Origin of the sequence: Erwinia sp. STN24, from assembly GCF_041320675.1 — a bacterium.
GTDB classification, from domain to species: domain Bacteria; phylum Pseudomonadota; class Gammaproteobacteria; order Enterobacterales; family Enterobacteriaceae; genus Erwinia; species Erwinia aeris.
On record NZ_JBGGPM010000001.1, the window covers coordinates 1,761,755 to 1,780,427 of the forward strand.

Annotated in this window: 18 protein-coding genes; 6 read left to right on the forward strand and 12 right to left on the reverse strand. The window is 56.8% G+C overall.

Translation table 11 applies throughout. The features are described 5' to 3' along the window. The first annotated feature begins 154 nt into the window (after positions 1 to 154). Together ACA373_RS08300 and yfbR are read left to right on the forward strand one after the other, a co-directional pair. Positions 155 to 1,369 (forward strand): pyridoxal phosphate-dependent aminotransferase, encoded by a 1,215-nt coding sequence (locus ACA373_RS08300; protein WP_253459776.1) that lies wholly within the window; start codon positions 155 to 157, stop codon positions 1,367 to 1,369. Between the two features lie 105 nt (positions 1,370 to 1,474). Then, entirely contained in the window at positions 1,475 to 2,071 is a 597-nt protein-coding gene (yfbR, locus tag ACA373_RS08305) for a 5'-deoxynucleotidase (RefSeq protein WP_253459774.1), read from the forward strand. A gap of 6 nt (positions 2,072 to 2,077) precedes the next feature. Here the strand turns inward: yfbR and ACA373_RS08310 are convergent, their stop codons facing one another. The 4 genes from ACA373_RS08310 to yfbV all read right to left on the reverse strand — a co-directional run bounded on the left by ACA373_RS08310 (position 2,078) and on the right by yfbV (position 5,746). Beyond that, positions 2,078 to 3,907, reverse strand: a complete 1,830-nt coding sequence (locus ACA373_RS08310; protein ID WP_253459772.1) for an SLC13 family permease — start codon at positions 3,905 to 3,907, stop codon at positions 2,078 to 2,080. 78 nt (positions 3,908 to 3,985) lie between these two features. Continuing rightward, a complete protein-coding gene (locus ACA373_RS08315) occupies positions 3,986 to 4,645 on the reverse strand; it encodes a sugar phosphatase (RefSeq protein WP_301251932.1) in 660 nt (219 codons plus the stop codon). A 13-nt stretch (positions 4,646 to 4,658) separates the two neighbouring features. Further along, positions 4,659 to 5,153: a YfbU family protein gene (locus ACA373_RS08320; RefSeq protein WP_301251980.1), complete on the reverse strand. Its 495-nt coding sequence runs from the start codon at positions 5,151 to 5,153 to the stop codon at positions 4,659 to 4,661. 140 nt (positions 5,154 to 5,293) lie between these two features. After that, on the reverse strand, positions 5,294 to 5,746 hold the full coding sequence (yfbV, locus tag ACA373_RS08325; RefSeq protein WP_253459766.1) for a terminus macrodomain insulation protein YfbV: 453 nt from the start codon (positions 5,744 to 5,746) through the stop codon (positions 5,294 to 5,296). Between the two features lie 332 nt (positions 5,747 to 6,078). On the opposite strand from yfbV, the gene ackA reads away from it, so the two are divergent. The 3 genes from ackA (at position 6,079) to ACA373_RS08340 (ending at position 10,838) form a co-directional block, all read left to right on the forward strand. Continuing rightward, positions 6,079 to 7,281, forward strand: coding sequence for an acetate kinase (gene ackA, locus ACA373_RS08330; protein ID WP_253459762.1), 1,203 nt, complete (start codon positions 6,079 to 6,081; stop codon positions 7,279 to 7,281). A 122-nt stretch (positions 7,282 to 7,403) separates the two neighbouring features. Further along, complete coding sequence (gene pta, locus ACA373_RS08335; RefSeq protein WP_253459759.1) at positions 7,404 to 9,548, forward strand: phosphate acetyltransferase; 2,145 nt, start codon at positions 7,404 to 7,406, stop codon at positions 9,546 to 9,548. Positions 9,549 to 9,839: 291 nt separating this feature from the next. Then, the gene (locus tag ACA373_RS08340; RefSeq protein WP_301730504.1) at positions 9,840 to 10,838 is read left to right on the forward strand and encodes a hypothetical protein; all 999 of its coding nucleotides are present in this window, start codon (positions 9,840 to 9,842) and stop codon (positions 10,836 to 10,838) included. Between the two features lie 39 nt (positions 10,839 to 10,877). On the opposite strand, the gene yfcD is transcribed toward ACA373_RS08340, so the two are convergent. Beyond that, complete coding sequence (gene yfcD / locus ACA373_RS08345) at positions 10,878 to 11,396, reverse strand: NUDIX hydrolase YfcD (RefSeq protein ID WP_125288264.1); 519 nt, start codon at positions 11,394 to 11,396, stop codon at positions 10,878 to 10,880. 92 nt (positions 11,397 to 11,488) lie between these two features. Continuing rightward, a complete protein-coding gene (yfcF, locus tag ACA373_RS08350; RefSeq protein ID WP_370734322.1) occupies positions 11,489 to 12,136 on the reverse strand; it encodes a glutathione transferase in 648 nt (215 codons plus the stop codon). A gap of 163 nt (positions 12,137 to 12,299) precedes the next feature. Between yfcF and ACA373_RS08355 the strand changes: the two genes are divergently transcribed. Continuing rightward, the gene (locus ACA373_RS08355) at positions 12,300 to 13,193 is read left to right on the forward strand and encodes a TIGR01777 family oxidoreductase (protein ID WP_253459749.1); all 894 of its coding nucleotides are present in this window, start codon (positions 12,300 to 12,302) and stop codon (positions 13,191 to 13,193) included. Between the two features lie 5 nt (positions 13,194 to 13,198). Here ACA373_RS08355 and hisP read toward each other — a convergent pair whose 3' ends face one another. From hisP to purF, 6 genes are all read right to left on the reverse strand, one after another. Beyond that, complete coding sequence (hisP, locus tag ACA373_RS08360) at positions 13,199 to 13,969, reverse strand: histidine ABC transporter ATP-binding protein HisP (protein ID WP_253459747.1); 771 nt, start codon at positions 13,967 to 13,969, stop codon at positions 13,199 to 13,201. Between the two features lie 8 nt (positions 13,970 to 13,977). Continuing rightward, entirely contained in the window at positions 13,978 to 14,694 is a 717-nt protein-coding gene (locus ACA373_RS08365; RefSeq protein WP_301251938.1) for an ABC transporter permease, read from the reverse strand. Then, on the reverse strand, positions 14,691 to 15,377 hold the full coding sequence (locus ACA373_RS08370) for a histidine ABC transporter permease HisQ (protein WP_301251939.1): 687 nt from the start codon (positions 15,375 to 15,377) through the stop codon (positions 14,691 to 14,693). The genes ACA373_RS08365 and ACA373_RS08370 overlap by 4 nt, the downstream gene beginning before the upstream one ends. A gap of 86 nt (positions 15,378 to 15,463) precedes the next feature. After that, the gene (gene argT / locus ACA373_RS08375; RefSeq protein WP_253459738.1) at positions 15,464 to 16,243 is read right to left on the reverse strand and encodes a lysine/arginine/ornithine ABC transporter substrate-binding protein ArgT; all 780 of its coding nucleotides are present in this window, start codon (positions 16,241 to 16,243) and stop codon (positions 15,464 to 15,466) included. Between the two features lie 229 nt (positions 16,244 to 16,472). Next, complete coding sequence (locus ACA373_RS08380) at positions 16,473 to 17,042, reverse strand: UbiX family flavin prenyltransferase (RefSeq protein WP_253459736.1); 570 nt, start codon at positions 17,040 to 17,042, stop codon at positions 16,473 to 16,475. A gap of 87 nt (positions 17,043 to 17,129) precedes the next feature. Further along, a complete protein-coding gene (purF, locus tag ACA373_RS08385; RefSeq protein WP_125288272.1) occupies positions 17,130 to 18,647 on the reverse strand; it encodes an amidophosphoribosyltransferase in 1,518 nt (505 codons plus the stop codon). Positions 18,648 to 18,673: the final 26 nt, after the last annotated feature.

Here is an 18,673-nt window from a genome sequence, read left to right on the forward strand (position 1 = left end):
GAACCTGAACGGGCTTTGCTGCTGTGCCGTTCAGACAACGCGCAGGCGCGCCGGGCAAACCCGCTATCGGGCTTCAAAAGCGCTGGCGAGAGGAGTACATTGTGCGGGTTTACTTTTCCACGGCAGGAATGCGGCTCAGCCAAAGGCGAATGAAATGACCCCAATTGATAAATCCAGCAAGCTCGATAACGTTTGTTATGACATCCGAGGCCCGGTATTAAAAGAAGCCAGACGCCTTGAAGAAGAAGGCAATAAAGTCCTCAAGCTCAATATTGGCAATCCTGCGCCTTTTGGTTTTGAAGCCCCTGACGAAATCCTGGTCGATGTTATTCGCAACCTGCCGAGCGCGCAGGGTTACTGCGACTCTAAAGGTCTCTATTCGGCGCGTAAAGCTATCGTGCAGCACTATCAGGCTCGCGGCCTGCGCGAAATCACCGTCGAGGACGTTTATATCGGCAACGGCGTTTCCGAACTGATCGTGCAATCGATGCAGGCATTGCTGAACAGCGGCGATGAGATGCTGGTGCCGGCGCCCGATTATCCGCTATGGACGGCCGCCGTTTCGCTTTCCAGCGGTAAAGCGGTGCACTACCTTTGTGACGAGTCGGCTGGCTGGTTCCCGGACCTGGACGACATTCGCAGTAAAATCACTCCGCGCACGCGCGGTATCGTGATTATTAACCCAAATAACCCAACCGGCGCAGTTTACAGCAAGGAGCTGCTGCTGGAAGTCGTGGAGCTGGCCAGACAGCATAATTTGATCATTTTTGCCGATGAAATCTACGACAAAATCCTTTATGACGCCGCTCAGCACCACTCTATCGCCGCGCTGGCGCCGGATCTGTTAACCATTACCTTTAACGGCCTGTCAAAAACCTACCGCGTGGCGGGGTTCCGCCAGGGCTGGATGGTGCTGAACGGGCCGAAAAAACATGCCAAAGGCTACATTGAAGGGCTGGAAATGCTGGCCTCAATGCGCCTCTGCGCTAACGTGCCTGCGCAGCACGCCATTCAGACCGCGCTGGGCGGCTACCAGAGCATCAGCGAGTTTATCGTGCCGGGCGGCAGGCTGTATGAACAGCGCCAGCGCGCCTGGGAACTGATCAACGATATTCCGGGCGTCAGCTGCGTCAAGCCGGACGGCGCGCTTTATATGTTCCCGAAAATCGATGCCAAAAAATTCAATCTCCATGACGATCAGAAAATGGTGCTGGATTTCCTGCTGCAGGAAAAAGTGCTGCTGGTGCAGGGCAGCGCCTTTAACTGGCCATGGCCGGATCATGTGCGCATCGTTACCCTTCCCCACGTAAACGATCTTGAAATGGCTATCAGCAAGTTCGGCCGTTTCCTGGAAGGCTATCGCCAGTAGTCTGATACCGAACCGGATCGGCCAATATCGCTGCATTCTGTAAACTACCGTGATGCCAGAGCGGAATACTTACCGCTCTGGTCTTCAGGCACAGGAAACCGTCCGATGAATCAAAGTCATTTTTTCGCCCATCTCTCCCGTCTTAAACTCATCAACCGCTGGCCTCTGATGCGCAACGTGCGCACGGAAAACGTTTCCGAACATAGTCTGCAGGTGGCGATGGTGGCCCATGCGCTGGCGGTGATTAAAAATAAAAAATTCAACGGCAACCTTAACGCGGAACGGATCGCGCTGATGGCGATGTACCACGACGCCAGCGAAGTCCTGACGGGCGATTTGCCAACGCCGGTAAAGTATTACAACGCGCAGATCGCCAACGAATATAAGAAGATTGAAAAGATAGCGCAGCAGAAGCTGGTCGAGATGCTGCCCGACGAGCTGCAGGATGCCTGGCGACCGCTGCTGGACGAGCAGCAGCGCAGCGAAGACGAGACGGCTATCGTCAAGCAGGCTGATGCGCTCTGCGCCTACCTGAAATGTCTGGAAGAGCTGGCCGCCGGTAACCATGAGTTTCAGCTGGCGAAAGCCCGGCTGGAAAAGACCCTGACTCAACGGCGCAGCCCGGAAATGGACTATTTTGTAGAGGTCTTCGTGCCGAGCTTCAGCCTGTCGCTGGATGAAATCAGCCAGCAATCGCTGTAGCCGCGATTAAAACGGGAAGAGCAGCGGCACCAGCAGCACGCTGACCACCATAATCAGCAGCGTAAAAGGCACGCCCGTTTTGACAAAATCGCTGAAGCGATAGCCGCCCGGCCCCAGCACCAGCGTGTTGACCGGACTGGAAACCGGCGTCATAAAGGCGCTGGAAGCCGCTACCGCGACAATCATGGCGAAAGGATAAGGCGAAACGCCCATTTGATGCGCTGCGGCGACGCCAACCGGCGCCATCAGCACCGCCGTGGCGGTATTAGAGATAAACAGACCGATAGTCGCGCACAGAACGAACAGGCAGGTCAGCATGACGTGCGGCGTATAGCCGCCGGCCAGATCCATCAATCCGTCGACAATCAGCGTTATTCCCCCGGTTTTTTGCAGCGCCAGCGCAAACGGCATCATGCCCACAATTAAAATAATGCTCGGCCAGTGGATCGCCCGGTAGGCGCTTTCCATATCGATGCAGCGAAATTTACCCATCAGCAAACAGGCAATGAGCGCCGCTATGGGATTGGGGATTTCATTGGTGAGCATCATGGCAACCATCAGCGCCAGGCAAAAAATGGCGTGCGGCGCCTGGCTGCTGGCGGGCGCGACGTCTTTAACCTCAGCAGGCAGGCTGAGCAGCAGCACGTCCCGCTTTTGTAGCTGCAGCTGAGTGATTTTTTTCCAGTCGCCGATCACCAGCAAACAGTCCCCCAGCTCCAGCGGCAGATCGCTCAGTAAGCCTTCCAGTACCTCGCCGCGACGGCGGATGCCGATCACGCTCACGCCGTAACGCGTACGGAACGAGCTTTCCCGCAGCGTTTTGCCCTGGAGTTCGGAATCGGGAAAAATCAGCACTTCCGCCATGCCGACATCCTGCGCCCGATCGGAAAAGTATTCGCCGCGCAGGATCATCGGTTCCAGCCGGTATTCGCTGCAAAATTCGCGGATATCGATATCGGCGGCGGACATATCGATCAGCAGCACGTCGCGGGCGCGAAACTGCGTCATGCCGGTCACCGGCACCATAACACGCCGGAATTTGCGCCAGCGCTCCAGCCCAACCACGTTAATGCCGTAGCGCTCGCGCAACCGTAAATCGTCCAGCGGCTCGCCAATCAGCGGCGAACCGGGGTGCACGGCCAGGCGGCGCGCTCTGCCGCTCAGCCTGTAATCCCTGATCAGATCGCGGAAAGTGCGTTCCTGTCCTTTTCTGGCCTGTTTGTTTTCCGCCGCGCCCAGCCAGAAACGCGCGACAAGCATATAGCCGATACCCAGCAGCAGCGCGACCAGCCCGATCGGCGTGACGTCGAAGAAGCCGAAACCCGCCAGCCCTTCCCGCACCAGCTCGCTGTTGATCACCAGATTGGGCGCCGTCGCGACCAGCGTCAGCATGCCGCTGATCAGCCCCGCGAAGCTCAGTGGCATCATCAGCCTGCCCGGCGAACGGTTCATCTTCGCCGAGACGCTCATCACCACCGGGATAAAAATCGCCACCACCCCGGTAGAGCTCATAAACGCGCCCAGACCGGCTACGGTCAGCATCAGCAAAGCCAGCATTTTCGCTTCGCTGCTGCCCGCCATTTTCATCAGCCAGTCGCCCATTCTCAGCGCCACGCCGGTACGAACCAGCCCTTCACCGATCACAAACAGCGCCGCGATCAGCAGCACGTTAGCGTCGCTGAAGCCCATCGTGGCTTCCTGCAAGGTCAGCGTGCCGCTAAGCACAAAGGCGATAATTACCAGCAGCGCCACAACATCCATACGCACCTTGCCGCTGACAAACAGCGCGATCGCCATTGCCAGCAGGCTCAGCACCCAGATAAGCTCGTTATTCACATCCGCTTCCCGCTTATGAGCAAAACTGTCGGGAGGATGCCATAAAAAAGCCCCGCGGATGCGGGGCTAAATCATAAGTTAGTGCTTTCGATGCACGTCGATGGTGCCGTCACCGTTTTTATTGATGATCAGCTCCTCCAGCGAGCTGAGCTGCATGGCGACCTCTTCCAGACGAGGTGAACCGGCAGGGGCGTTGACGGCAATCACATGGCTGCCCGCCGCGAGGCCGGAAAGGATACCCGCAGCGGCGTCTTCCACTACCACGCACTCTTCTGGCTCCAGCTCCAGCAGCTGGGCGCCCAGTAAATAGGCATCCGGTGCCGGCTTACCGTTTTGCACGCGTTCAGCGGTGACGAATACCTCCGGTTCCGGCAGGCCAGCCGCCTTACGCCGGGCAGAAGCAACGGGAACAGAGCCGGACGTAACGATAGCCCACGGAATATGCAGCTCGTTAAGCGTGGCGAGCAGTTCCTGCGCGCCCGGTAAAGCTACGATGCCGTCGGTATCTTCCGCTTCGATTTTTTCCAGCGCCAGAAACTCCTGCTGGATGGCCTCTTCAGACGCGCCGGCCATAAAATGACGCAGTGAGGTGATAGCCTGCTTGCCGTGGATAAAATTCAGCACCTCATCCGCTGCGATGTTGTGCCGCGAGGCCCAGTTTACCCAGGCGCGTTCGACTACCGGGAGAGAGTCCACCAGCGTGCCGTCCAAATCAAACAGAAAACCTTTACACTTCACTACATGTTCCTTCTCAGGCGTTGATGATTTGCGCGATCTCGTTCGCGCTCAGATGATACTGCCTTGGGCAAGTGTGCCATACGGCCAGCATCCGTTGATACTTTTCCCACATCGGCGTCTGGGCGTTAAAGCCGTGGCTGCCCGCATCAAACTGAGTATAGCGGCCTTCAATCTGTACCATAAACCGCACGTAGCCAAGGAATCGCGCCTCGGTAGCGGCGTCGAAGCCTAAAAACTGCAGGCGACGCGCTTCGATTTCGCCGGGATCTTTCAGATTTGTCCAGGACACATGCAGCGCGTGGTGCATCTCCATAATATCAATCAGCGTACGGCAGACGGATTCCGGCAGCTCGCCGAATTCGCGATCCAGCTCGCGCATTTGCAGGCCATAGCCGCGTTCGACGATCGTTTGCAGACGACGATAGCGCTCAAGATTATCGGGATCCAACAGGCTCATCAGCTTGTACTGGTTAGAAAGGATTAAACGCTGCGCATGGCTCATTTCCATCATCAACTCCTGGTGTCACGGTGGACAAAATGAAAGGATGGCGCAAGGATCGCATAACGCGCTGTGGCGAGGCACAGCAAACCGCTACTTCTTTGATGCAGGGCAGTTTTTCGCCGCCGCAGCGGCGAAAACCGTAGAACTCAGAGATCGTCGAGGAAAGTTTTGTCCAGCTGACCGAAAGCGCGCTTCAGCACGTCGGCGAGAGCCTGGTAAGTAGGTTTGCCTTCAACAGGCGCCAGCGCCTGGCCAGCGGCCTGAAGTTTTTCGCGCACTTCGTGAAACCAGCTAAGCAGCGTGGGCGGCAGCGGCGTGGCGGAACGTTTGCCCAGCCACCACAGGCCCTGCATCGGCAGGCTACAGGCGAACAGCGCGGTGGCGACGGCAGGCCCAAGCTGGCCCCCCAACGCGATCTGCCAGGTCATGGCGAAGACGGCCAGCGGCGGCATAAAACGGATGCCGAATCGCGTCGCCGTGGTGACTCTGTTTTCCGGAAACAGAGGCGCAAGACGCTTGTCGGCTGGCCACGTCTTCATATAATGCTGCCCGTTCTGAAACAGCTTGACCCAACCGACAGTGCCGGATTCATTTGCCATGGTTGACCTCAACTTCACGGATAAAAATTAAACAAAAAATACCACGTAACAACTTTACCTTACAGCCTTCAAAAAATTTTGTCTTTACAAGGCACTCTGGTTATCCTGTGCGCGATTGTTGAATGGCTGTTACATGCTTGCTGCGATTCTGCTGAGCTCACACGGGCCGGCCCGCACAAATTCAAAAAATCTTTGGGTTTTTATGAAATTTTTTTGCTTTCGGACAAATTATGCCGACAGCATGATGTTCATCATAATGTACCAGCTTTCATGCGCTACGCTGATAGTCTGATTGAGTTTTTTTTCGCCACCCTCAACCAATAGGACCTACCATGTCGAGTAAGTTAGTTCTGGTTTTGAACTGCGGTAGCTCTTCGTTAAAATTCGCCATTCTTGATCCCGCAAACGGCGACGAATATCTTTCCGGTTTAGCCGAATGTTTCCACCTGCCCGAAGCGCGCATCAAGTGGAAACTGGAAGGCGAAAAACAGGAAGCGGCCCTGGGCGCTGGCGCAGCTCACAGTGAAGCTCTTAACTTTATCGTTAAAACTATTCTGGCACAAAAACCAGCGCTGTCTGCACAAATTACTGCAATAGGTCACCGTATCGTGCACGGCGGCGAAAAGCTGACCCAGTCCGTGGTGATTGACCAGGACGTTGTTCAGGGTATTAAAGACGCCTCTTCTTTTGCGCCGTTGCATAATCCGGCGCACCTGATCGGTATCGATGAAGCGATGAAAAACTTTCCGCATCTTTCCGATAAAAACGTGGCGGTGTTCGATACCGCGTTTCATCAGAGCATGCCGGAAGAGTCTTACCTGTATGCCCTGCCTTATCATTTATATAAGGAGCACGGCGTGCGCCGCTACGGCGCTCACGGTACCAGCCACTACTACGTCACGCACGAAGCGGCCAAAGCGCTTAACAAGCCGCTGCATGAACTGAACATCATTACCTGTCATCTGGGCAACGGCGGTTCCGTCAGCGCAATTCGTAACGGCGAGTGCGTGGACACCTCTATGGGCCTGACGCCGCTGGAAGGCCTGGTCATGGGCACCCGCTCCGGCGATATCGATCCGGCGATTGTGTTTTTCCTGCACGACACGCTGGGGATGAGCGTTGACGCCATCAACAAAATGCTGACCAAAGAGTCCGGGCTGCTTGGCCTGACCGGCGTGACCAGCGACTGCCGCTACGTGGAAGAGAACTACACCACCAAAGAAGATGCTAAGCGCGCGATGGACGTTTATTGCCATCGCCTTGCCAAATACATCGGTTCCTATACGGCGCTGATGGAAGGCCGGCTGGACGCGGTTATCTTTACCGGCGGCATTGGCGAAAACGCCGCAATGGTGCGCGAGCTGACGCTGAAAAAACTGGCGCTGCTCGGTTTTGAACCCGATCATGAGCGTAATCTGGCCGCTCGCTTCGGCAAAGCGGGTTTTATCAATAAAGAAGGCACCCGACCTGCTATTGTCATCCCGACTAACGAAGAGCTGGTGATTGCGCAGGACGCCAGCCGCTTAACCGCTTAAGTGCACACCGTCAGCTCAGGCTGACGGTGCTGTTTCAGACATCAGGAAACCCACCGCCGCTGTTTTTCCGGCAGTTATCGCTAAAGCATCGGCATAACGGGTCTAATTATGAGAGGTTTACCTTGTCTCGTACCATAATGCTCATCCCTACCGGCACCAGCGTCGGTCTTACCAGCGTCAGCCTTGGCGTTATCCGCGCGATGGAGCGTAAAGGCGTCCGTCTCAGCGTGTTTAAACCTATCGCCCAGCCGCGTACCGGCGGCGATTCGCTTGACCAGACCACGCTGATTATCCGTAAAAACTCCGCGATTCCGGCAGCCGAACCGCTGCAGATGAGCCGCGTGGAATCGCTGCTCGGCGCTAATCAGCAGGACGTGCTGATGGAAGAGATCATCGCGCGCTACCACGAGAACACCAAAGATGCAGAAGTGGTGCTGGTGGAAGGCCTGGTGCCGACGCGCAAGCATCAGTTCGCTACGGCGCTGAACTATGAGATCGCCAAAACGCTGAACGCGGAGATCGTTTTTGTGATGTCGCCCGGCAACGATTCGCCGGAAGCGCTACAGGAGCGTATCAAGCTGACGCGCAGCAGTTTCGGCGGCAGCAAAAATAAAAACATCACGGGCGTGATCGTTAATAAGCTGAACGCGCCTGTTGATGAACAGGGCCGTACCCGTCCCGACCTTTCCGAAATTTTTGATGACTCCACCAAGGCCAGCATTGCCAATATCGATCCGCAGCAGCTGGCCGTCAACAGTCCGCTGCCGGTGCTGGGCTGCGTGCCGTGGAGCTTCGATCTGATAGCTACCCGCGCTATCGATATGTGCCACCATCTTAATGCGCAGATTATTAACGAAGGCGATATTGCCACGCGCCGCGTGAAGTCGGTGACGTTCTGCGCCCGCAGCCTGCCGCATATGCTGGAGCATTTTCGTCCCGGCTCGCTGCTGGTGACCTCCGCCGACCGTCCTGACGTGCTGGTGGCTGCCTGCCTGGCGGCAATGAACGGCGTGGAGATCGGCGCTATCCTGCTGACCGGCGGCTATCAGATCGATGCGCCTATCCAGCGCCTGTGCGAACGCGCCTTCGCGACCGGCCTGCCGGTGTTTATGGTGAAAACCAATACCTGGCAGACCTCGCTGAGCCTGCAAAGCTTTAACCTGGAAGTGCCCAGCGACGATACCCAGCGCGTTGAGCGGGTGCAGGAATACGTGGCCAGCCATATCAGCGCCGACTGGATTGACTCGCTGACCGCCGCCTCCGAGCGCAGCCGCCGCCTGTCGCCGCCGGCCTTCCGCTATCAGCTGACCGAGCTGGCCCGCCATGCCCGCAAGCGCATCGTTCTGCCGGAAGGCGACGAGCCGCGTACCGTTAAAGCGGCCGCTATCTGTGCCGAACGCGGCATCGCTACCTGCGTGCTGCTGGGCAATCCGGATGAGATCCAGCGCGTAGCCGCCGCCCAGGGCGTCGAGCTGGGCAAAGGCATCGAAATCGTCGATCCACAGCAGGTGCGGGAAAACTATGTGCCTCGCCTGGTGGAGCTGCGTAAAAACAAAGGTATGACCGAGGTTGTGGCGCAGGAGCAGCTGGAAGACAACGTGATGCTGGGCACCATGATGCTGGAAAGCAGCGAAGTGGACGGTCTGGTTTCCGGCGCGGTGCACACCACGGCCAACACCATTCGTCCGCCGTTACAGCTGATTAAAACCGCGCCGGGCAGTTCGCTGGTCTCTTCGGTGTTCTTTATGCTGCTGCCGGAGCAGGTGCTGGTGTATGGCGACTGCGCCATCAATCCGGATCCGAATCCGGAGCAGCTGGCTGAAATCGCCATCCAGTCTGCCGATTCCGCTACCGCTTTCGGCATTGAGCCGCGCGTGGCGATGATCTCCTACTCGACCGGCAACTCCGGCGCGGGCAGCGACGTGGAAAAAGTGCGCGAGGCTACGCGCATCGCCAAAGAGAAACGCCCGGATCTGGTGATCGACGGCCCGTTGCAGTACGACGCTGCGATTATGGCCGACGTCGCCAAATCCAAAGCGCCGGATTCACCGGTCGCCGGTCGCGCCACCGTGTTTATCTTCCCGGATCTGAATACCGGTAACACCACCTATAAAGCCGTACAGCGCTCTGCCGATCTTATTTCCATCGGGCCGATGCTGCAGGGTATGCGCAAGCCGGTTAACGATCTGTCGCGCGGCGCGTTAGTAGACGATATTGTTTATACTATCGCCCTGACCGCCATTCAGGCGAAACAGGCCGAAGGTTAATACGCACTTTAAATTGAAGCGGATCGAAAGGTCCGCTTTTTTTTTTGCGGAAATAAAAAAGTCATCCTGGCGGAATAACATTACCCCCGGTATTTGCGCCCGTCCTGAAACATTCATTTTTACGCAAAGAAAAAACACACAACTCTCTGATATAAAAAATAAAAATTCTGAATAAAATTATTCCTGGTAGAATCCAGGTTCCGGTGCCAGGCTTATCATGGCAAGAGACAGAGTCTTTTTGATAATAATGTCTTCAGGAACAACACCTATATCAGGCAAGGGAGTTCTCTCATGAGCGATCACCAAGTTCATCCGGTTTACAATGAAGTAAATAGCGGCATTCCGCTAAAGCGTATTTCATGGAGCGCTATTTTCGCAGGCGTGATCCTTTCCGTGGTTATTTATTTGCTGCTAACCATTCTGGGTACGGCAATTGGCGCGACCACGATCGATCCGTTAAAAGAACAAAATCCGCTTGAAGGCCTGGGCACGGGCGCCACTATCTGGACAGGGCTGAGCATGCTGATCTCTGTCGGTGCGGGCGCCTATATCACCGGCCGCCTAGCACAGCGTGAAGGCGCGCTGCACGGATTACTGATGTGGGCTGTGAACACGCTGGTTTGCGTGTGGCTGTTCGCTATTGTGCTTAGCAGCGCCGTTAGCGGTACTGCCAGCGTGATCGGCTCCGGCTTCAACATGCTGGGCAACGGTATTTCCAGCGTAGCGCCTTCTGTAGGCCAGAACATTAAGCAGAAACTGCAGGAAAACAATATTGACCTGAACAATCTGCAAAACGAGCTGGAAACCACGCTGCGTCAGACCGGCAAGCCAGAATTGCAGCCGGAAAAACTGCAGCAGGACGCTAATAAAGAAGCCGATACCGCGCAAAATCAGGCTGAGGACACTGCCAAAGATCAGCAGAATGCCGATACCGATTTAGCCAGCTGGTTCTCAGGCGTCGTGCAGCGTAACCAGGCTACCCTTCAGGCTGCCGACGTTGACGCGCTGAAAAACATCGTTAAAGCCCGTACTGGTAAGAGCGATCAGGAAGTCGATCAGATCGTTGCTCAGACGCAACAGAGCTATGAGCAGGCTTACCAGAAATATCAGGAACTGAAAAAACAAGCGGAGCAGAAAGCCCGTGAAGCCGGTGAAAAAGCCGCCGCCGCTACGGCAAAAGCCAGCTGGATCGCCCTGATCACGCTGCTGGTGGAAGCCGCGATCGCAGGTTGGATGGGTATGCTGGGTCGTAAAACACAGCCCCGCCTGGCCGTACGCGAAACTCGCTAATTACCAGTGCTAAAAAGGCCGCTTATGCGGCCTTTTTTTTTAGCGATTCTGCTCGCCGTTGCGGCTCAGCCACAGCGACAGCGCTTTCAGCGAATCATCCGTAAACTCGTCGCAGCGGCCAGTGATCTCTTCCGGCGTCATCCAGAATATCTCTTCGACCTCTTCTTCCTGCATCGCGAACGGGCCGTGAGACACGCAGCTAAACAGGCCTCCCCACACGCGACAGTGCTGGTCTTCATAATAGAACAGACCATGCTCCGCAAAAGGTACAGCGGCAATGCCCAGCTCTTCTTCTGCTTCCCGACGCGCCGACTCCAGCATCTCTTCGCCGCTTTGTACTACGCCGCCAGCGGTTGCATCCAGCATTCCCGGCATAAAGTCTTTGTTCTGCGTCCGGCGCTGCACCAGGATCTTGCCTGCGCCGTTATGCACCACGATATAGGTGGCGCGATGACGTAAACATTGCGCCCGCATCTGCGCCCGGCTGGACTTCGCGATTACCTCGTTATCTTCGTTAACGATATCCACCCACTCCGTGCCGCTGTCTTGCTCCACCATCCCCAACCCTTACTTTTCTGGCGCCTTCGCGCTCGTTGATGCCTGCCCGCGCAGTCTGCCACGGGTCGCCTTAAGATACTGATCCCGCTGTGTCATTCTGCGGTATCTTTAGAAGATTCAGACAGCCAAAGCTGCACCGACGCCCGCTGCCACTGAAAATGAGCGTAATCCGCCACGCGCGCCGGTACGCTGTCGCCATGCAGCGCCAGCCTGTTAATCATTATCGCTAAATCCGTATCCGCTATCGACCACTCGCCAAAAAGATTCTGCTGGCCCGACGGCAGCAGCTTTTCAACGGCGCTTATCAGTTTATTAGCGGAGCGCTGCGCCGCCGTCGACAGCGGCGCAAAGGTTTCGCCAGCAAACAGAACTTCCGTGGGGCGCTCCTGGCGAAGCGGCAGAAAATCACTGCGCAGCCAGGCCTGGATCTCTCTGGCCCTGGCGCGCTTTTCCCGGCCCTGCGGATAAAGCCGTTCAAACTCCGGCGCAGGAAAGCGCTCCTCCAGATATTCGGCGATGGCGGAGGATTCAGAAAGCATAAAATCATCAAGTTGCAAAGTGGGCACGCGGCGCGTCAGCGACAGCGCGCCATAGCCCGCCTCAAGGTGCTGGTCGCTGGCCAGATCGACACGCTTTACTGAAAAAGGCACCCCCTTTTCGCTGAGCGACACAAAAACAGACATCACATAGGGACTAAAAAAACAGGCATCTGACCACAAAACAACGTTGGGATAATTCATCCTCGGTTCCTTATCAGGCGGCGTCTGCAACCTGTTTACCCATTTTTTTAACAGAAGGCAATCTCTCCTGACCGGCGTCGGTTACTTTGCCGACGCGCGTCGCGCTTTCCCGTCAACTTCGCCTAAGCTTATGGCATTGACGACACCCTTTGAGGAGAAAAAAATGCACATTTTACTCACGGGCGGCACCGGTCTGATCGGCAGCCATCTGATCCCTCGTCTTCTATCCCGGGGCGACAGCGTGAGCGTGGTCACGCGCGACGTCGTCAGCGCACGGCAGAAACTGGGGGAAAAGGTTAGCCTGTGGTCCGGGCTGGATCAGCAGCGTAACCTTGACGGCGTGGATGCCGTTATCAACCTGGCCGGCGAGCCTATCGCCGACAAGCGCTGGACCGAACAGCAAAAGCAGCATCTTTGTGAAAGCCGCTGGCAGATGACCGAAAAGCTGGCCACGCTGATCAATGCCAGTACGACCCCGCCGAAAGTTTTTATCTCCGGTTCGGCAACGGGGTTTTACGGCGATACCGGCGATGTGGTGATCACTGAAGACGATCCCGGCCATGCGGAATTTACCCATAAGCTGTGCGCGCACTGGGAAGCGCTGGCGATGGCGGCCGACAGCGACAGAACACGGGTTTGCCTGCTGCGTACCGGCGTCGTGCTGGCTAAAACCGGCGGCGCGCTGAGCAAAATGAAGCTGCCCTTCAAACTGGGCATCGGCGGCCCCCTTGGCAGCGGACAGCAATATATGCCGTGGATCCACCTGGACGATATGCTGAACGCGATCCTGTGGCTGCTGGATAACCCGGATCTGCGCGGGCCGTTCAATATGGTTTCGCCCTACGCGGTACGCAACGAGCAGTTCGCCGCCATGCTGGGTCACGCGCTGCACCGACCAGCCTTTATGCGCACGCCCGCCAGCGCGATTAAGCTGATGATGGGCGAATCTGCGGTACTGGTGCTGGGCGGTCAGCACGTGTTGCCGAAGCGGCTGGAAGCGTCAGGCTTCAGCTTTCGCTGGTATCAGCTGGACGAAGCGCTGGCGGACGTGGTGTAACGGCCCTATTTCAATGCGCCCGCTAAAAACTGCTGCAGCCGCGGACTTTGCGGATGGTTAAACAGCACCTCCGGCGGCCCCTGCTCTTCTATCCGGCCCTGATGTAAAAAAATCACGTGGCTGGAGACGTGGCGGGCAAATTCCATTTCGTGCGTCACTACCACCATGGTTTTGCCCTCTTCCGCCAGCTTTTGCATAATCCGCAGAACTTCGCCCACCAGCTCCGGATCGAGCGCCGAGGTTGGTTCATCAAACAGCAGCACTTCCGGCTCCATTGCCAGCGCGCGGGCAATGGAAACGCGCTGCTGCTGGCCGCCGGAGAGATGCACCGGATATTTTGCCCGCGCGCGCTCGTCGATGCCGACCTTATCCAGATAGCGAATGGCCCGCGACTGCGCCTCGGCCTTGCTCAGGCCCAGCACCTGGATGGGCGCCTCCATCACGTTTTGCAGCACCGTCAGATGGCTCCAGAGGTTAAAGTGCTGGAACACCATCGTCAGGCTGGTGCGCAGCGCCCGCAGCTGCTCTTTATTGGCGACTTTTAGCTGGCCGTCGGTGTCGCGCACCAGATTAATCAGCTGATTATTAACGGCAATAGAGCCTTCGCTCGGCTTCTCCAGAAAGTTAATGCAGCGCAAAAAGGTACTTTTCCCCGAGCCGGAAGAGCCAATAATGGTGATGACATCGCCCGCCTTCGCCTGGAGCGAGACGCCCTTCAGCACTTCATGATCGCCATAGCGTTTATGCAGCTCGGTGACGTTTAGTTTATTGGACATAGATCTACTCAATGGGTCGATGAAGGTTTCATATGCGCCAGCCAGCGTTTTTCCGCCCTGCGGAACAGGCTAATCAATACATAAGAGATAATCAGATACAGCGCCGCCGCGATGCCGAAAGCAACGAAAGGCCGATAGGTGGCGGAGTTGATATCGCGCGCGACCTTCAGCAGGTCGGGCACGGTCGCGGTAAAGGCCAGCGCCGTAGAGTGCAGCATCAAAATTACCTCATTGCTGTAGGCGGGCAGCGCGATGCGCAGCGCCGAAGGCAGAATAATGCAGCGATAGAGCTTAAAGGTAGAGAAGCCATAGGCGCGCGCCGCCTCGATTTCACCATGCGGCACGGCGCGGATGGCGCCAGCGAAAATTTCCGTGGTGTAGGCACAGGTATTCAGCGTCAGCGCCAGCAGCGTACAGTTCAGGCCGCTGCGGAAAAAGGTATTCAGCAGATCGTTGCCTTTAACCACGTCCAGCGTATACATGCCTGAGTAGAACACCAGCAGCTGGACATACAGCGGCGTGCCGCGAAACAGATAGGTAAACAGCCAGACCGGAAAGCGTACGGCTTTAATGGACGACACGCGGGCGATCGCCAGCAGTATCGCCAGACAGCCGCCCAGCGCCACGGAGATAATCAGCAGCCAGAGCGTAATCGCCACGCCGGAAAAGCGGTAGCCGTCCGTCCACAGCAGGGCCTTCCAGTATTCCTGCAAAATGTCGATCATAAGTCCGCCCTTTTCACGCCCACGGAGTAGCGACGCGTAAGCCACCACAGCACGCCGTTAGAAAGCGTGGTGAAAATCAGGTAAACCACACCGGCGACGATGGCGAAATAAAACGGCTGCCAGGTGCTTTTGCCCGCCAGCTGCGTGGCTTTTACCACATCCTCCAGCCCCAGCAGCGACACCAGCGCGGTCGCCTTGAGGATCACCTGCCAGTTGTTGCCGATGCCGGGCAGCGCATAGCGCATCATCGCCGGGAACAGGATGCGGCGGAACGTTTGCGACGCGGTAAAACCGAACGCGGTGGCCGCTTCAATTTGCCCTTTCGATACCGCCATAAAGGCGCCGCGAAACGTTTCCGTGAAATAGGCGCCGTAGATAAAACCCAGCGTAATAATGCCCGCCGTCATCGGATCGATATCAAACTGGCTGAGGCCCATCAGCTCGGTAACCTGGTTAAGCGCGATTTGCAGCCCATAGAAGATCAGCAGCATCAGCACCAGGTCGGGCACGCCGCGGATTAGCGTGGTGTAGCCTTCAAACAGCATTGCCAGCGGACGACGGCCGGAAAGCTTTGCGCCCGCGCCAATAAGGCCCAGCACCACCGAAAGCAGCACCGAACACAGCGCCAGCTCCAGCGTCACCATCGCGCCTTTGAAAATGATTGCAGAGTAGCCATACAGCATAAGCAGTTTCCTGTCTGATTTAAGGCGTTTGCCCCAACGCCGGGGGCAAATCGGGAGCCGCCAGCGCCGCCCCCTGACAGGTTTTCTTAGCCGCCGTAGACGTCAAAGTTAAAATATTTTTTCGCCAGCTTGTCATAGGTGCCGTCCTGGCGCATCGCCGCCACGGCTTTATCGATAGCGGCTTTCAGCTCGGTGCTTTCTTTCGGCAGCCCCATACCTGTGCCGACGCCAAAGATTTTTTCGTCCTTCACTGCCGGGCCGGCAAAAGCGTAGTCTTTACCAACGGGCTGCTTGAGGAAGCCTTCGCTGGCGGCCACTTCATCCTGAAACGCGGCGTCGATACGTCCCGCCGTCAGATCCTGATAAACCAAATCCTGATTGGCATAAGGCGTTACGGTTACGCCCTGCGTGCGCCAGTACTGGTTGGCATAGGTTTCCTGCGTTGTGCCCTGCAGCAAACCAATAGTTTTGCCCTTCAGCGACGCCACGGTCGGTTCGATTTTGGCACCTTTAGGGGCGATCAGGCGGGCGTTGGCGGCATAAAGTTTTTCAGAGAAGGCGATTTCCTGCTGACGCTTTTCGGTAATAGAAAGCGAAGAGATAATCGCATCGATTTTTTTCGCCTTCAGCGACGGGATCAGCGCGTCGAAATCGCTTTCGACGAAGGTACATTTCGTTGCCATACGCTTACAGATCTCGTTGGCAAGGTCGATATCAAAGCCCACCAGTTCGCCCTGCGCGTTTTTGGATTCAAACGGCGCATAGGTTGGGTCGGTGCCGATACGCAGCGTTTTGGGCACGGCGGCCAGCGCGCTACCGGCAGAGAATGCCAGCAGCAGAGAAAGAGCCATCACCTGCTTCTTCATAGATTATCCTCAGAGTCACTTTTATTATGGAGGGGCCAGCGTAAAGACGTGCAGCTTTCATGCCACCTTTACCAGAGGGTCACGAAAGCGCACCGGCGCATAAAGAAGTTAAAAAAACGCGACCCGACAGCAGGATTATGGAAGAAGAATGCCTCGCTTTGGTGCATTTTCTGCACGCAAAGCGTGTTTATGGGAGCGGGCGCACCAAAAAAGCGCAGGAGACAGGCTTCTATGCACCCTGCCAGCGCGTGAAAAGATCGTTATCCAGCTCGATATCAAACTGATCCAGCACGCGGTTGACCGTCTGGTCAACGATGTCCATGACGTTCTCAGGACGATGATAGAAGGCCGGTACGGGCGGCATGATAATCGCGCCCAGCTCCGCCGCCGTGGTCATCATCCGCAGATGCCCAAGATGCAGCGGCGTTTCCCGCACGCAGAGCACCAGCCGACGACGCTCTTTCAGGATCACGTCCGCCGCACGCGTCAGCAGACCGTCGCTGTAGCTGTGGACGATGCCGGACAGCGTTTTCATTGAACAGGGCAGGATAGCCATTCCGTCGGTTTTGAACGAGCCGGAAGAGATGCTGGCGGCGATATCGCGCGCGTCATGCACCACATCCGCCATCGCCTGCACGTCGCGCACGGAATAGTCGCTTTCCAGCGCCAGCGTCTGCCGCGCGGCCTGGCTCATCACCAGATGCGTTTCCACCCCGTCGACCTGTTGCAGTATCTGGAGCGTGCGAATGCCGTAAATTACGCCGCTGGCGCCCGAAATGCCGATGATAAGTCGTTTCATAATAATCCTTAACCTTCCTGGGGCCGGCCCAAAAAAAATGGGCCGGAATAGCTTCCGACCCATGATACCAGGAAAGCGGCGAGCGCATCAGCCCTCGTTGTGCATTTCCAGGTTTTCGACCTCGTTCTGGCGCGCCAGCGCTTTCGCATCGTCGTTGCGCAGCGACTGGATATGCTCCAGATAGCGCTGATCGACATCTTTCGTCACGTAAACGCCGTTAAACACCGAACATTCAAACTGGGCAATATCCGGATTTTCTTCGCGCACCGCCTCAATCAGATCGTCCAGGTCCTGGAAAATCAGCGCGTCGGCTTTGATCAGCTTGCAGATCTCGTCCACTTCCCGCCCGTGCGCAATCAGCTCGGTCGCGCTTGGCATATCGATGCCGTAGACGTTCGGGAAGCGGATTTCCGGCGCGGCGGAAGCCAGATAGACTTTTTTCGCCCCGGCTTCGCGCGCCATTTCGATAATCTGTTCCGACGTAGTGCCGCGCACGATGGAATCGTCCACCAGCAGCACGTTCTTACCGCGAAACTCCGCGCGGTTGGCGTTCAGCTTGCGGCGCACCGCGCTGCGGCGCTGGTGCTGGCCCGGCATAATAAAGGTGCGGCCCACGTAGCGGTTTTTCACAAAACCCTGACGGTAAGGCTTGTCCAGAATGCGCGCCATTTCCAGCGCGATATCGCAGGAGGTTTCCGGGATCGGGATCACCACGTCAATATCCAGGTCTTCCCATTCGCGGGCAATCTTTTCGCCCAGCTTGGTGCCCATGCGCACGCGGGCGCTGTATACGGAAATTTTGTCCAGGAAGGAATCCGGGCGGGCAAAATAGACGTACTCGAACAGGCACGGGTTGCATTTGGGGTTTTCCGCGCACTGACGGGTGAACAGCTGCCCTTTCTCAGTGACGTAAACCGCTTCGCCCGGCGCCACGTCGCGCAGGAACTCAAAGCCCAGCGTATCCAGCGCCACGCTTTCGGAAGCCACCATATACTCGCTGCGGCCGTCTTTCATTGCGCGCTTGCCGATAACCAGCGGACGGATGCCGTTGGGATCGCGGAAGGCGACCAGGCCGTGGCCGATAATCATCGCTACGCAGGCATAAGCGCCGCGCACGTGCTGGTGCACCGCCGCCACCGCCGCGAAAATATTCTCCGCTTCCAGCGGATAGTGCTGAAAACGATCCAGCTCGGTGGCGAAAATATTCAGCAGGATTTCCGAATCGGAAGTGGTGTTCACGTGACGGCGGCCGCTTTCAAACAGCTGCTTGCGCAGCTCGTGGGCGTTGGTCAGGTTACCGTTGTGCGCAAGCGTAATGCCGTAAGGCGAGTTAACGTAGAAGGGCTGCGCTTCAGAAGCGCTGGAGCTTCCGGCGGTCGGGTAGCGGACGTGGCCGATCCCCATATTGCCCTGCAAACGCTGCATATGGCGGGCTTCAAAAACATCGCTCACCAGGCCGTTTGCTTTACGCAGGCGGAAGCAGTTCAGGGCATCAATGGTAACGATGCCTGCGGCATCCTGGCCACGGTGCTGCAGCACCGTTAACGCATCATAAATCGACTGGTTGACCGGCATAAAACCGGCGATCCCGACAATACCGCACATGTGGTCATTTCCTCATAAGCCGCAAC

Coding starts and splice junctions, on each gene's coding strand:
- ACA373_RS08300 (WP_253459776.1), top strand. CDS start 155: ATGACCCCAATTGATAAATCCAGCAAGCTCGATAACGTTTGTTATGAC.
- yfbR (WP_253459774.1), top strand. CDS start 1,475: ATGAATCAAAGTCATTTTTTCGCCCATCTCTCCCGTCTTAAACTCATC.
- ACA373_RS08320 (WP_301251980.1), bottom strand. CDS start 5,153: ATGGAAATGAGCCATGCGCAGCGTTTAATCCTTTCTAACCAGTACAAG.
- yfbV (WP_253459766.1), bottom strand. CDS start 5,746: ATGGCAAATGAATCCGGCACTGTCGGTTGGGTCAAGCTGTTTCAGAAC.
- ackA (WP_253459762.1), top strand. CDS start 6,079: ATGTCGAGTAAGTTAGTTCTGGTTTTGAACTGCGGTAGCTCTTCGTTA.
- ACA373_RS08340 (WP_301730504.1), top strand. CDS start 9,840: ATGAGCGATCACCAAGTTCATCCGGTTTACAATGAAGTAAATAGCGGC.
- yfcD (WP_125288264.1), bottom strand. CDS start 11,396: ATGGTGGAGCAAGACAGCGGCACGGAGTGGGTGGATATCGTTAACGAA.
- yfcF (WP_370734322.1), bottom strand. CDS start 12,136: ATGAATTATCCCAACGTTGTTTTGTGGTCAGATGCCTGTTTTTTTAGT.
- ACA373_RS08355 (WP_253459749.1), top strand. CDS start 12,300: ATGCACATTTTACTCACGGGCGGCACCGGTCTGATCGGCAGCCATCTG.
- hisP (WP_253459747.1), bottom strand. CDS start 13,969: ATGTCCAATAAACTAAACGTCACCGAGCTGCATAAACGCTATGGCGAT.
- ACA373_RS08365 (WP_301251938.1), bottom strand. CDS start 14,694: ATGATCGACATTTTGCAGGAATACTGGAAGGCCCTGCTGTGGACGGAC.
- ACA373_RS08370 (WP_301251939.1), bottom strand. CDS start 15,377: ATGCTGTATGGCTACTCTGCAATCATTTTCAAAGGCGCGATGGTGACG.
- argT (WP_253459738.1), bottom strand. CDS start 16,243: ATGAAGAAGCAGGTGATGGCTCTTTCTCTGCTGCTGGCATTCTCTGCC.
- ACA373_RS08380 (WP_253459736.1), bottom strand. CDS start 17,042: ATGAAACGACTTATCATCGGCATTTCGGGCGCCAGCGGCGTAATTTAC.
- purF (WP_125288272.1), bottom strand. CDS start 18,647: ATGTGCGGTATTGTCGGGATCGCCGGTTTTATGCCGGTCAACCAGTCG.